This window comes from Deinococcus soli (ex Cha et al. 2016), from assembly GCF_001007995.1.
GTDB lineage: Bacteria > Deinococcota > Deinococci > Deinococcales > Deinococcaceae > Deinococcus > Deinococcus soli.
Map to the genome: position 1 here is coordinate 2,240,001 of NZ_CP011389.1, position 13,220 is coordinate 2,253,220.

Annotated in this window: 13 protein-coding genes (1 of these 13 only partly in view); 5 read left to right on the forward strand and 8 right to left on the reverse strand. The window is 64.7% G+C overall.

The annotated features are described in order from the left end of the window. A protein-coding gene (locus SY84_RS11015; protein WP_046844048.1) for a diacylglycerol/lipid kinase family protein crosses the window boundary here: on the reverse strand, positions 1-721 show its 5' portion. 260 nt of this gene lie to the left of the window's left edge; only the first 721 of its 981 coding nucleotides appear in the window; its start codon is at positions 719-721; its stop codon lies off the left edge, out of view. 93 nt (positions 722-814) lie between these two features. Here SY84_RS11015 and SY84_RS11020 point away from each other — a divergent pair, with 93 nt between their 5' ends. Next, positions 815-1,711, forward strand: coding sequence for a diacylglycerol/lipid kinase family protein (locus tag SY84_RS11020; RefSeq protein ID WP_046844049.1), 897 nt, complete (start codon positions 815-817; stop codon positions 1,709-1,711). 15 nt (positions 1,712-1,726) lie between these two features. Here SY84_RS11020 and SY84_RS11025 read toward each other — a convergent pair whose 3' ends face one another. The 7 genes from SY84_RS11025 to SY84_RS11050 form a co-directional block, all read right to left on the reverse strand. Beyond that, on the reverse strand, positions 1,727-2,071 hold the full coding sequence (locus SY84_RS11025; RefSeq protein ID WP_046844050.1) for a hypothetical protein: 345 nt from the start codon (positions 2,069-2,071) through the stop codon (positions 1,727-1,729). 387 nt (positions 2,072-2,458) lie between these two features. Beyond that, the gene (locus SY84_RS16285) at positions 2,459-3,661 is read right to left on the reverse strand and encodes an AAA family ATPase (protein WP_081424702.1); all 1,203 of its coding nucleotides are present in this window, start codon (positions 3,659-3,661) and stop codon (positions 2,459-2,461) included. Between the two features lie 139 nt (positions 3,662-3,800). Continuing rightward, positions 3,801-6,791, reverse strand: a complete 2,991-nt coding sequence (locus tag SY84_RS11030) for an adenosylcobalamin-dependent ribonucleoside-diphosphate reductase (protein ID WP_046844051.1) — start codon at positions 6,789-6,791, stop codon at positions 3,801-3,803. Between the two features lie 296 nt (positions 6,792-7,087). Next, complete coding sequence (locus SY84_RS11035; RefSeq protein ID WP_046844052.1) at positions 7,088-8,050, reverse strand: NAD(P)H-dependent glycerol-3-phosphate dehydrogenase; 963 nt, start codon at positions 8,048-8,050, stop codon at positions 7,088-7,090. Further along, positions 8,047-8,796 carry a class I SAM-dependent DNA methyltransferase gene (locus SY84_RS11040; RefSeq protein ID WP_046844053.1) on the reverse strand — a complete coding sequence of 250 codons (750 nt, stop codon included), beginning with the start codon at positions 8,794-8,796 and terminating at the stop codon, positions 8,047-8,049. The genes SY84_RS11035 and SY84_RS11040 overlap by 4 nt, the downstream gene beginning before the upstream one ends. A 101-nt stretch (positions 8,797-8,897) precedes the next feature. Continuing rightward, positions 8,898-9,269, reverse strand: a complete 372-nt coding sequence (locus SY84_RS11045; protein WP_046844054.1) for a type IV pilin protein — start codon at positions 9,267-9,269, stop codon at positions 8,898-8,900. Between the two features lie 53 nt (positions 9,270-9,322). Continuing rightward, entirely contained in the window at positions 9,323-9,718 is a 396-nt protein-coding gene (locus SY84_RS11050; protein ID WP_046844055.1) for a prepilin-type N-terminal cleavage/methylation domain-containing protein, read from the reverse strand. Between the two features lie 427 nt (positions 9,719-10,145). Here SY84_RS11050 and dnaB point away from each other — a divergent pair, with 427 nt between their 5' ends. The 4 genes from dnaB (at position 10,146) to SY84_RS11070 (ending at position 13,218) form a co-directional block, all read left to right on the forward strand. Beyond that, complete coding sequence (gene dnaB, locus SY84_RS11055; RefSeq protein WP_046844056.1) at positions 10,146-11,492, forward strand: replicative DNA helicase; 1,347 nt, start codon at positions 10,146-10,148, stop codon at positions 11,490-11,492. Continuing rightward, the gene (locus SY84_RS11060; protein WP_046844057.1) at positions 11,492-12,166 is read left to right on the forward strand and encodes an NUDIX hydrolase; all 675 of its coding nucleotides are present in this window, start codon (positions 11,492-11,494) and stop codon (positions 12,164-12,166) included. Before dnaB ends, SY84_RS11060 begins: the two co-directional genes overlap by 1 nt. A gap of 85 nt (positions 12,167-12,251) precedes the next feature. Continuing rightward, the gene (locus SY84_RS11065; RefSeq protein WP_046844058.1) at positions 12,252-12,458 is read left to right on the forward strand and encodes a hypothetical protein; all 207 of its coding nucleotides are present in this window, start codon (positions 12,252-12,254) and stop codon (positions 12,456-12,458) included. 31 nt (positions 12,459-12,489) lie between these two features. Further along, positions 12,490-13,218 carry an SDR family NAD(P)-dependent oxidoreductase gene (locus SY84_RS11070; RefSeq protein WP_046844059.1) on the forward strand — a complete coding sequence of 243 codons (729 nt, stop codon included), beginning with the start codon at positions 12,490-12,492 and terminating at the stop codon, positions 13,216-13,218. The last annotated feature ends 2 nt before the right edge of the window (positions 13,219-13,220 follow it).

Genomic DNA, 13,220 nt, shown 5'->3' on the forward strand with positions numbered 1-13,220 from the left:
CCGTCGCGTCAATCCGCACCACGTCCAGCTGCCCGTCCGCCGGATCGGCATTCGTCGCCAGGCGTAGCCTCGGCCCGGTCGCCTTCGTGTTCATGACCTCCAGCAGCGCGAACGGCGTGTCCGGTTCCTCCTGCCCGTCCAGCGTGATCCGCACGGGCGGCGGGTCGAAGGTCGTCAGGGTCGTCGTGAGGGCCTGCACGGCCCGCAGGGGACTCTTGCCTTCCTCCGGGTCGTACTCGGCCATCACGTCCGCGAACGCCCCGCACCCACACGCCTCCAGGAACAGGTCCTCACCCCAGGGGCCCTCCACGCGGCCCAGGTCGAACGGCCGGACCTCCGCGCGGCCGTACGCGGCGATCACGTCCAGCGGCTCGCCCTGCACGCCCAGCGTCCGCGCCACGTTGTTCGCCGTGCCCATCGGAATGACCGCCAGGGTCACCTCCGGGCGGCCCGCCAGCGTCAGCGCCACCGCCCGCTGCGTACCGTCCCCGCCCGCCACGAACACCGTGCCCTCCACGCCGTCCAGCGCTTCTTTCAGGTCTTCCTCGGAGCTGGTCGCGCGGTACACGGGCGTGAAGCCGACGGCATGAATGGCGCTGACCAGATCGTCCGGCGACGCGTGCCTGCTACCCCCCGCGTTCGTGTTATAGATCAGCGTCGCGGGGCCACGCTGCGCGGGTGCAGGGGCGCCCTCCGGGGCGAGGGAATCAGGTGCGGTCATGCCGCCACTGTAGCCACCCCGCAAGACGCGCGCCTTGAGGAAATCATGACCCCTCCCCAGCCCGTCCCGCCCGCGCCCGGTACAGTGCAGGTCATGCCCCCCGCACCCGCCCTGCTGATCCACAACCCCGGCGCCGGTACCAGCCACCGCGCCGACCCTGCCCAGCTGCAGGCGGCGCTGCGGGACGCCGGATTCGACGTCGAGTACCGCCCCACCCGCACCCCGCACGACCTCGGCCCGGCCCTGAGCGGCCCGCTGCCCGGCCCGGTGTTCATCGCCGGGGGGGACGGCACCTTCCGCGCCGCCGCGCTGCACCTCGCGGGACGGGACGCCACGGTCGGCGTGATCCCGCTGGGCACCTCGAACAACATTGCCCGCACGCTGGGCCTGACCGGCGACCCCGTGGACATTGCCCGCGCGTACCTCACCGCCACGCGGCACCCGTTCGACGCGGGCCGCGTCCAGGCCCCCTGGGGCGACGACGTGTTCTTTGAGGCGTTCGGCTGCGGCCTGTTCGCCGACCTGCTGCACGCCTACGACCCCACCGCACCCAAGAGCCCCCTGCGGGCCGCGCAGGCCGTCCTGACCACCCTGCCCGGCTTCCAGGCGCAACCTGTCCCCACCTGCATCGACGGGCACCCCAGCCCCGCGCCGCCCCTGACCCTGCTGGAAATCATGAACATCCAGTCCACCGGGAACGGCCTGCACCTCGCGCCCGACGCGCACCCAGGCGACGGCCTGCTGAACCTCATCCGCGTGAACGGCCAGCAGCGCGACAGCCTCGCCGCGTACGCCACCGCCATGCTCCGCGGGCAATTCGACACGCTGCCCAGCGTGCAGGAGGACGTCGCCGCCACCTTCACCCTGCACGCCACCGGCCAGCACGTCGGGCAGGTGTTCCACGTGGACGGCGAAACCCGCACGCACCCCGGCGGCCCCGTCCACGTTCAGGTATGGGCGGGCGCGCTGCACGTCCTCCGACCCGACTGAGGCAGTCCCCGGAGGTTACCCCTCCACGCGACCCTCCCGCTCGGCCCGTATGGCCGCCGCGTCCTCAAGCATCAGCGCGGGCAGCAGCGCGAAACTCCCCGCGAAGAGTGAGGCCACCGCCGCCGGAACCCGCACCCGCGTCCGCCCGTTCAGTACCAGGTACAGCGCGCCCAGGGTGCTCAGCGCGCCGATATCCATGAACATCACCCGCGCGAACGCACTGCGCCGCAGCGTCTCCCGCGTACCCAGCTCCCCCGGACGCCGCCGCCCCACCACCGCCGTCAACACCAGCATCAGCAGCAGAGAGGCGTACAGGCGGAAACGAGCAGGGGAGGGGCGAGCGTAATCTGAGAGAGGCATATTGCAATATTATTTCCGCACATCAAATTATGCACTTTATGCGTTCATTAATATCATCAAAGAACTCTTTTCTGGCGCTTATGAATGCATCAATTATGGCATACTTTGCTAAGTCTTTAGGTATACCCATGATTCGAGAAAACTCCCGTATTTCACTGTGTTTGGATGCATTAATACCGTATTCAACTGCTTCTACTATGACGCCATCTTGAGTATTCAGAATACTTGATAATATGCCTATTGCTTTTGGCGAGGAGATAATTGTGTTGAAAATATGTTTTTCCGGCCATGTTGATCCGTCGAAAAATATAAGCGATTTCTCAATTTTTTCTCTAAGCGTCAATTTTTTCTGGGCGTCTGAGTTTTCGTGTTGATTTACGAACTCCCTTATAAGCCTTTCGCATTCTGTTTTTTATCTCCATCTATTAGGCAGATAAATTTTCTATTTGCGTCTTCTTTGAGCATTTCGGAGGCATGTCTAACCACGGCTAGCGCGCTACCAATCGGTAGTATTTTGGATCTTCTGACGAGTTCGTTATCTAGTCCGCGTATTAAAGCTGTCTCGCAAATATCGTCTTCTGTATAGATGGATAGTTCGTGATCGGCCTTTCCGGAAAGTTTACCGGTAGCAAATTTTGTTGAAATTTCAGAAATTATTTTAACTGCTTGATCATTTGATTCAATAAACAGCCGCCCTTCTGGAGGTAGGGCATTCATCACGCAGGAAGAGTGGGTTGTAAATATAATCTGTAAGCATTTCTTTTGGCAAATATTTTTTAACTCATTTAAGAGTCTTGATTGAGCTTCTTCGTGAAGTCCTAATTCTATCTCGTCTATTAAAATTAGCGTTTCATTCGGACAATTGTGCAGTACGTGCATTATTTCAAATAGAGAATCCTCACCTGCTCCCATATTGAAGCTTGAATACGTAGTATTATTGTGACGGATCTGGGTTATTCGGTGCTTGGAATACTCTCTCCTCTTTAAATCCTGAAATGATCGCCCCATTATATTACTCACCGAATTAATAATAGCTTCGGAATTTCCAGTATTGGTTTCGAGTAGCTTTTTATGATTTCTTCCGATCGATGTCATATATTTAGGAGCTATTCTATCAGTGCTGATAAATACCACATTGCGGCTAATTCTGGTTGAATAATCATTCCATTTCTTATAGCTCCTTTTTCTGGATTGAAAACCTATTCTTTCTTGATTTTGATCCGACTTGTTTTGTCTCCACTTGTTGTAGTATATCCCATATCTTATTAATATATGGTCATCCATAGGTGTATCTGTCTGGGTTTCTATGAAAAAATCTTTGAAAGTATAGTATGTATTTTTTCCTTTATAAGGATTATAACCATTTTGCTTATTATGGTAAGCACATGCTATAATTGCTAGTAGAGTTGACTTGCCTGATCCATTCTTGCCCGCTATCGCGGTGATGGGATATTTAAAATCGATTTCTATCGACTGTATTTGTCGTATTTTTCCGTAAGATACCTCGATTGATTTCAGTGATTTGCAGTTAGGATTTTTTGAGAACCATTCAAAGTTCTTATTATCGAGACTGGATATGGAGTATGACATTTCCCTCCTTTAATTTGCAGGGCGACATCGATGAATATGCATCTAGTTTTTAAATTGCCGCAGGGATCCAAAATAATGATTAGGCTTTTGGATCCCTGCTGCTGCACTTATGTGATTTAACTTTTTTTTATTTGCTTCTTCAGCCGCATTTGCTGTAGCCGCAGGCTTGGCATTTCAGGCAGCCTTCCTCGCGGATCACGGCTTTCTCCTCGCACACCGGGCACCGCTCGCGCGCCATGCCGTCCACGCTGACGCCACTGGGCGCGGCGCTGGTGACGGGTTGGGCGGTGTCGGTGCTGCCTCCGGCGAGGGGGGGGAGTTTGGCGGCGTCGAGGTCTTTCTGGAAGGTTTCCAGGGCGACGGCGATCAGGTCGGCCTTTGAACCGACGAGGCGGCCGTTGTAGCTGCCGTACAGGCCGCCGTTGATGCCTCGGAGGGTTTTGACGATGGCCTGGGCGGGGACGCCGTGTTGGAGGGCGATGCTGACGACGCGGCCGAGAGCTTCGCTGTCGGCGTTCGCTTCGTCTCCGGCGCGGCCGCTGATGACCATGACTTCGACGGGTTTGCCGCCGAGTTCGTTGACGGTGACGAGGAAGCTGCGGCGGTGGCCGCTGGTGGGGTCGGTGAGTTTGACCATGTCGGTGATGCCGCGCAGTCGGGTGGGACGTTCGTAGGTGGGTTTGGCGGGCGCGGCGGTCACTTTGGGGGTGGCGGGTTGAACGTCGGTTTTGGCGGGTTCGCTGCTGACCTGTTCGCCCATGACGTCGGCGCTGGCGCTGACTTCGGCGGTGGGTTCTTCGGTCTTGGCTTTTTTCTTGCTGGTGCTCAGGACCTGGAACTGCCTAGAGCCGTCGCGGTACACGGTGATGCCTTTGCAGCCGGTCTTGTACGCTTCGCTGTAGGCGTCCTGCACGTCCTGGACGGTGGCGTCGTTGGGGAGGTTGATGGTCTTGGACAGGCTGTTGGCGGCGTGCCCTTCGGCGTCGAAGGCGCGTTGCACGGTGCCCTGCATGCGGACGTGGTCGACGGGTTTGATGTCGTGCGCGCAGACGAACACCTGCTGGAGGGCGTCGGGGATGAAGGGCAGGCCGACGACCGAGCCGTGGTTTTCGCTGACGGCTTCGGTGACCTTGTCCCAGTCCCAGCCTCCGTCCTTCGTCATGCCCTGGGGGGCGGGGTACGTTTCGAGCAGTTCGACGAACAGCGGGGCGAGGAGGGCGCGGTATTCGCTGCCGATCTTGCGCCAGATGAACGGGCTGAAGATGGGTTCGATGCCGCTACTGACGCCCATGAGCATGCTGGTGGTGCCGGTGGGGGCGACGGTCAGCACGGCGACGTTGCGGCGGGGCGCGTGGGGGATCTGTTCGGCGTTGCGGGTGTACACGGGGTAGATGCCGCGTTCCTCGCCCAGGCGTTCGCTTTCCGCGATGGCTTCCTCGCGCAGGGCGCTCATGATGTCGTAGATGGTGTCGCGGCCCGCTTCGCTGTCGTAGCGCAGGCCGAGTTTGATGAGGGCGTCGGCGAGGCCCATGACGCCCAGGCCCAGGCGGCGCAGGTCCTGGCTGGCGACGCGGTTGTCTTCCAGTGCGAACACGTTCACGTCGAGCACGTCGTCCAGGAAGCGCACGCAGGTGCGGACGTCCGCGCGGAACGTGTCGTAATCGAAGGCGCTGTTCTGGACGTAAGCGGCGAGGTTGATGGCGCCCAGGTCGCAGGGTTCACCGACGGTCAGGGGAATCTCGCCGCAGGGGTTGGTGCTGCGGATCTGGTACCGCTCGCCGAGGTTCTTCAGAGCGCTGTATTCGTTGATGCGGTCCACGAAGATCAGGCCGGGTTCGCCGGTGCTCCAGGCGTGCTGCGCGATCTGGTCCCACAGCCACTGGGCGGGGATGCTGGTTTTGCCGGTCTTGTCGGTGTACACGGGGACGCCCTGCGCGTCGTCCTCGGCGCGGGTGGGCAGGCTGGGGAGGGTGCCCTTGAACGTGCCCTTCTGCGGCGCGAGGTAGTACTTGCCGGGCACGTCCTGCGCGTTCACGGGCCACAGGCCGCCCGCCTGGAGGGTGTCCCAGAAGGCGCTGCTGACCAGGATGCTGATGTTGAAGGTGCTGATGTCGCCCTCGGCGGCCTCGCGGTCGAGGTCCTTGGCGGTCAGGAAGTCCAGCACGTCCGGATGCTCGATGCTGATCGTGGCCATGCCCGCGCCGCGCCGGGTGCCGCCCTGACGCACGACGCGCAGCACGGGGGCGTACACGAAGCGCAGGGTGTTGATCGGGCCGCTCTGCTCGGCGCCGCGGTTGGCCCATTCCAGGAAGTTGTCGAAGATCTCCAGCAGGAAGCTGACGGGGCCGCTGCTCGTGCCGCCCGAGCCCTTGATGGGGGCACCCTCGGGGCGCATGCTGCTCAGGTCCAGGCGGGGTTCCAGGCCGGTCTTCGCGTCCTCGGCGATCTTGCGGGCCGCGTCGATGATGCCGCCCATGTCGTCCGGCACGGCCTGCACGCCTTCGGGCATGGCCTTGACGACCGATACGCCGTTGGCGCGGGCCAGCGCGACCAGTTCCGGCCTGATGACCTGCCCGTACACCACGCGCGTCCAGTTGCGCACGGCGATGGGTTGCTTCTCACCGTCGGGCTGGGTGGGGGGGCGCATGAGACCCTCGATGAAGTCCTGCACGTCCGCGTGCGCGGCGCTCATGTACACCCAGCCGCGCACGCCGGTGTCGGGGCGGCTGCTCTCGGCGCGGGGCGTGTACACGTCCAGGTTCACGCCGTTCCCGCCGCCGACCTTCGTGACCAGCGCGAGTTTCTTCGCGACTTCCATCACGCCCTCGAAGGTGTGCGGGGCGTGCTCGGTGGCGCCCTGCACGAAGCAGTTCAGGACGTTGCCGTGCTGCGTGCCCGCACCGGCCAGGACGCGCCCGCCGGGGCAGAATTTCTTCTCGGCCATCAGGTCGTAGTACGCCTGCGCCCAGTGCTCGCGCGCGCCCGCCTCCTCGGCGCCGGCCACCCAGGTGGCGATGCGGCGGAACATGCCGCTCAGGTCGCCGTCCGTGCCTTGCAGGTACTGCCGCTTGGCAATGTGGTGGGCATTCTCGTCGAAGTTGGTCAGGGGCTGGGCGCTCAGGGTGGTCACGGTGGGTCTCCTTGCGGGCGAGGGTGCGGGGCATGAAACGGCAAACAGCCGCGCATGCCGCTGGTGTCGCAGCGGGATGAGAGGTGGGCCGTTGGGTTGTTCTTAACGCGTGAAGCGTATCACGCGCAGTGCCCAGAGCGTACTACATCTTGTGGGCACTTGTCTGAAGGGTGACCACATATGGTATGCAGCGGGCGTGAATATCGGCCCGCTGCACGGTGAAAACCCCAGAAATTGATCCCCGGTTCAGCCTTCACCCGCCCAGGTCAGGGCAGAGGAGACGGCCCCTGACCCGCTCAGTGCTGCTCGGGTTTCGCCTCGCGTTCCATCAGGCGCGCCACGCCGTCTCCCGGCGTCCACTCGCCGCGCGTGACGTGCGCCACTGCCCGCACGATCGGCAGGTCATGCCCGTGCGCCGCCGCCCACGCGTCCAGCAGGCCTGCCGTGCGTAGGCCCTCCACGACCTTCCCGCCCTGCCCCGGATGCTCGCCGCGCGCGATGGCCTCGCCCGCCGCGCGGTTGCGGCTGTGACGACTGGTGGCCGTGGCGACCAGATCGCCCAGGCCACTCAGGCCATACACGGTCTCCTCGCGGGCGCCCAGCGCGGTCAGGTAGCGGTTCATCTCGCGCAGGCCGCGCGTGATCAGCGCGGACTTGGCGTTGTCGCCCAGGTTCAGGCCGTCCACCAGTCCGGCCGCGACCGCCATGACATTCTTCAGCACGCCGCCCAGTTCCACGCCGGTCTCGTCGTCGCTGGTGTACACGCGCAGGCCCGGCGTCATCAGCGCCGCCTGCACGGACCGGGCGAAGCCACCGTCGCGGCTGGCGACGACGGTGGCGGCGGGCAGGCCCCGCCCGATCTCCTCGGCGTGATTCGGGCCGCTCAGGACCGCCACGCGCGTGAACCCCAGCTGCCGCGCCAGCACGCTCAGCTGCCCCCCGTCCGGCGCGAGGCCCTTGGCGCACAGCACCACACCCAGGTCACGCGGCAGCGCCGCGAGCAGGTCCGGCACGCCCACGCTGGGCACCACGACCAGCGCGAACGGCGCGTCCGTGATCGCCTCGCCCAGGTGGGCCGTGACCTCCAGGCCCGCCGGGAGCGTCACGCCCGGCAGGTACGCCGCGTTCACCCGCTGCTCGGCCAGCGTCCGCGCGAAGTCCGCGCGGCGCGCCCACAGTCGCACCGGGCCGTTGCGCGCCGCGTTCACCGCGAGCGCCGTGCCCCAGCCGCCCGCGCCCAGCACCGGCAGCCCGTTCACGCTTCACCTGCCCAGGCGAACACCCACACGCGCGGCGCGTCCGGTTCCGGCGGCGCGTAATCCGGGTACTCCACGATCTCCCACCGCGCGAACCCCGCCGCCCCCAGCAGGGGCTCCAGGTCGGCCGGGTCGTACCCGCGCTCACGGTGCGTCTCCACGAACTCCTGCTCGTCCACCCGGCAGAACGCCTGCACCACGCCCACATCCGCCTCCGCGTCGTAGTGGTGCGACCAGTGGTAGTGGACCTCGCCGCCGTCCGGCAGTGGGGCCAGGCCCTCGATGGCGTCCCCCTCCCACAGTTCCCGCACGCCCAGGCGGGTGTTCACGTCGAACGCCAGCAGCCCGCCGGGACTCAGGTGCGCCCGCGCCCGAGCCAGCGCCGCGCCCAGATCCCCCGGCGTCAGGAGGTTGTTCAGGCTATCGAACACGCACGTGACCAGCCCAAACCGCTCCCCCAGGTCGAAGGTCCGCAGGTCCCCCTGCACGAACGGCACGCCCGGCAGACGCACGCGCGCCTCGGCCAGCATCGCCTCACTGAAATCCAGGCCCGTCACATCCCAGCCCGCCGCGCGCAACTCCCGCGTGAAACCCCCGGTGCCACACGCCAGATCCAGCGCGCGGCCCGGCCCGGCCAGCCCCCCATCCCGCGCGAACGACAGGACGAAATCCGACCAGTGGTCATACTCCACGTCCGCCATGATCGCGTCATACACGGCCGCCAGAGCGGTAAAAGGCTGCCTCTGCATGACGGGAAGTATAACGGGCAGCTGGTGGTTCAGACCGAGTGGCTATTGCAGGAGAAGACGACCACAGAGTGAACGTGTGGTCGTCTGCGGCGGTGATCCAGTTAATTGCTGAAGGTGTATTCGTTTCCGGAAAGCGATTTGACCTTCACGCCGTAGGCACCGGCACTGAGCTTCACGACTTCGCAGGTTTGCACGGAGACGGGCAGACTGGAAGACGCCCCTTCGGCAACATAGGCCGTGTCGTTGCAGTCGCTGGGCATGTCGGCGACCTTGTTCTTCGGGTCGTTCGTCAACCAGGACGTGGCGTAGGCCAGCATGTGCCGCCCGTAGCCCATGGCAGCCCCGTCGTGGGCCTTGTTGCGGGCGCTGACCAGGTTGGGTGTCAGGACGGCGGCCAGAATGCCGATGATGGCAACGACGATGAGCAGCTCGATCAGGGTGAAGCCTTGTGTCATTTTACCGATTGCCCTCATATGAACGAGAAAGGGGAAGCCTAAGCTCCCCCTCGGGTTTGAAAGCGGCTGCCTTACTTGAGGTCAGCGGTAGTGATGGCTGCAGCGCCTTTCGCGATGTTGACCCCATCGTAGTTGAAGAAGGTCTTGCCGTCCTGCATGGCGAGCGTCACGCCATAGTTATCCTTGGTGCCGTAGATGATCGTGCAGCTGGTGACACCGGCAGGCTCTTCGGTCTTTTCCTGCGCCACCTTGCAGTCCGTGATACTGGTGTCCAGTTTACCGCTGACGCTATCGCGCTTGGTTTCCACGGCGGTCAGCGTGTTGCGCACGAAGCTCTGGGCGGCGCTCTCGTTGGCCTTGGTGCGGGCGCTGAGCAGGTTGGGGATCAGGACGGCGGCCAGGATGCCGATGATGGCGATGACGATGAGCAGCTCGATCAGGGTGAAGCCTTGGGTGGTGTTCTTCATGCTGTGCTCCTGGTGCGACCGTCCCGGTTGATGGATGGATGGGTCCGGGTGGTCTGCGTATGGCGTTGGGCGGGTCAGGTGTCTCCTGTCCTGCCTTGATGTGAAGTGTACCTGGGGTTTTCTCACAACAGTCTTACGGAATGGTGGGGTGCGGAACGATCCGCCCCGCGGTGACCGGCAGGGGCCAAGTGTGAATTGCACGCCGTTTTTTCATTGTTTTGAACTGCCCTTTCGTTTGTGAGGGTCGCGGTGCGGTATTCCCCCATGGGTGGGGGTGGTATGCTGCTGGGCAGTTCAGCCTGCTCCGTCAGCGGGGTCAGGCGAATGGGATGACCTGCGGGTGTCCCCGACTTGCTCACATCACATTGGACGGCGGGAGCGGTCCGGGGCCCCAGCGTCCCGCGCCCTGCCGGGAGAGAGGCCGCATTTGGAACTCACGCCACGCGTTCCGCCGCACAGCAACGACGCTGAGATCAGCGTGCTGGGCAGCATCCTACTGGACAACGACACCCTGAACTCGCTGGGCGACACGGTCACGCCGGAGATGTTCTACCGCGAAGGGCACCGCAAGATCTTCACCGCCATGCGCACCCTGCAGGAGCGCGGCGAGCCGGTGGATCTGGTCACCCTCAGCGAGGACCTGCGCGTCAAGGGCATGCTCGACGAGGTGGGCGGCCTGACGTACCTGATCGGCCTGTCGGATCAGGTGCCGACCGCTGCGTACGCCGAGCACTACGCGCGGATCGTGCAGGAGAAGGCCACGCTGCGGTCGCTGATCAGCGCGTCCGGGAAGGCCATGCAGCTGGCGTACGAGGCGCAGCTGCCGCTGGAGGACCTGCTGGACCGCGCGGAGAAGATGATCTTCGAGGTCGCCGAGCAGAAGAAGAAGGGCGAGGCGTTCCAGGCGATGAACGAGGTCGTCACCGAGACCTTCGAGTACATCACGCTGCTGCACCAGAACAAGGGCATCCCCGACGGCGTCAGCACGGGTTTCCGTGACCTGGACGAGCAGATCTCTGGGTTGCAGAAGGGCAGCCTGAACGTGCTGGCCGCCCGGCCTTCGATGGGGAAGACGGCGTTCGCGCTGTCCATCGCGCAGAACGTCGCGCTGCGCGGCGAGAAGGCGGTCGCGGTGTTCAGCCTGGAAATGCCTGCCGTGCAGCTCGCGCTGCGCATGCTGTGCAGCGAGGCGCGTGTGGACATGAACCGCATCCGTTCGGGTCAGCTGAACGAACGGGATTTCGAGCGGCTGGCGCACGCGGCCGGGCGACTGGCGGACGCGCCGATGATCATCGACGACGAGGCGGACCTGACGCTGAACAACCTGCGCAGCAAACTCCGGCGGATCGCGGCGCAGCACGGGCGGCTGGGTCTGGTGGTCATCGACTACCTGCAGCTCATGTCGGGCAGCAAGGGCGGCGGCGGCACCGAGAACCGCCAGCAGGAGATCAGCACCATCTCGCGCGGCCTGAAGGGACTGGCGCGCGAGATGGAGGTCCCGATCATCGTGCTGTCGCAGTTGTCGCGCGCCGTCGAGCAGCGCCCCAACCACCGCCCGATGCTGTCGGACCTGCGTGAGTCGGGCGCGATCGAGCAGGACGCGGACATCGTGATGTTCATCTACCGCGACGAGTACTACAACAAGGAGACCGATCAGCAGGGCATCGCGGAGATCATCGTCGGCAAGCAGCGCAACGGTCCGGTCGGTACGGTGAAGTTGCAGTTTCACAGCGCGCACGTCCGCTTCAACGACCTCGCGCCGGAGGGCGTGTAATGGCGGAAGAACAGGTCAAGTCCGGAGGGCAGGGCGCGCAGCGCCGCCGCCGCCGTCGCCGCGGCACCGGGGGCGCGCAGGCGCGGCCCGGGCAGGTCACGAACACCACCGCCACGCCCGTTCCGGCGGCGCCCAGCAAGCGCGGGCAGAAGCGGCCGCTGGCCGACCCGCGCATCGGCGTGGGCTGCATCGTGCTGCGCGGCGACGAGATCCTGCTCGTGCGCGAGCGGGGCCGCTGGTCGCTGCCCAAGGGCGGCCTGGAGTCCGGGGAGCTCGTGCAGGACGGCGCCCGCCGCGAGACCTTCGAGGAGACCGGACTGGTCGTGGAACTGCGCGACCTGGCGTTCATCGTGGAATTCCAGGCGGTCACGTGGGGTCACCACCTGCAGTTCTTCTACACCGGGCGTGAGGTGGGCGGGAAGCTGGAGCCGCGCGACCCGGACCGGGACGTGCAGGAGGCGCGCTTCGTGCCGATCCGGCAGCTGCGGGAGTTCATCCGCTTCCGGCCGCGGCTGGTGGCGCTGGAGACGTGGCTGCGCGAGCGGCGCCCCCGGCATTTCGTGTTCAACCTGGACAAGGAACCCGCGATGCTGCGCAAGCGCCGCCGGGTGGGGGAGCCTGCGCCGGGGGCGCGCGCGCCGGAACCGGACTTCACGGACGAACCGGATTTGTAATAACCGGGATGGCGAAGGTGGGCGGCGGCCCACCTCTTTCCTGTGCGGGACGAATTGTCTGGGCTTATTCTGCTATGATCGTAGTATGAAGCAAGTCTCCCGCCCGCAGGCCGACCCCCTGCCCGCCAGCGGGCGCGGCTACCGGCACGTCTGCCCCCACTGCGCCCAGCCCCTGACCCTGCACGACCTGCGCGACGGCGACCAGGGTTACTGGTGCCATCCCTGCGGCTGCGGCCACCGCGCCGGCGATCCCCCCGCCCAGGCGCTGCAACCCCTGCCCCAGGCGGGATAACCGCCGCGCGCGCTCCGGTATGCTGAGGCACATGACCCAGCAGACCCCCACCGCTGCCGTGCCCGCGCACACCCCCGTCGGTGAAGTGCTGGCCGGACAGGTGATCGCCGTCACCGGCGCGGACCAGGGGTACGGGCGCACCGTCAGCGCCGCCCTGGCCCGCGCCGGGGCCAGCGTCGTCCTGATCGGCAACAACAGCGAGACCCTCGCCGCCGCCGCCAGCCAGCTCGAACACGCCGGCGGCACCGCCGTGCCCATCAAGGCCGACGTGGGCGTGCCTCTGGACTGGCTGAGCGCCCAGACCCGCATCCTCGACATCTACGGCAGCCTGCACGGCATCGTGCACCTCGCCGACAAACGCGCCCACGCCGAGTTCACCATGCTCAGCGAGAACGAATGGATGGACCTGTTCAACTGCAACGTGAAAAGCAGCGTCGCCATCGCGCAGATCATCCGCCGCCGCCTCCCGGGCACGTGGCTGACCATCATCGGCCCGCACACCGACGAACGCGGCCTGCACGTCCATCCGCAGCGCGGCGCCGTGCAGGGCCTCGTGGAGAACGCCCACCGCGAGAACCTGCGCCTGAACCTCCTGCTGCCCTCACGCGCCAGCAGCAGCGACGACACCCTCGACCGCCCACTGTCCACCGCCGTCATGGCCCTCGCGGCGCCCGGCATGGCCTCCCTGCGCGGCAACGTCATCGAGGTGCCCCTCCCGCCCCTGCCGAAACTGCGCGTGCAGGAGGACTACCCGCTGTGACC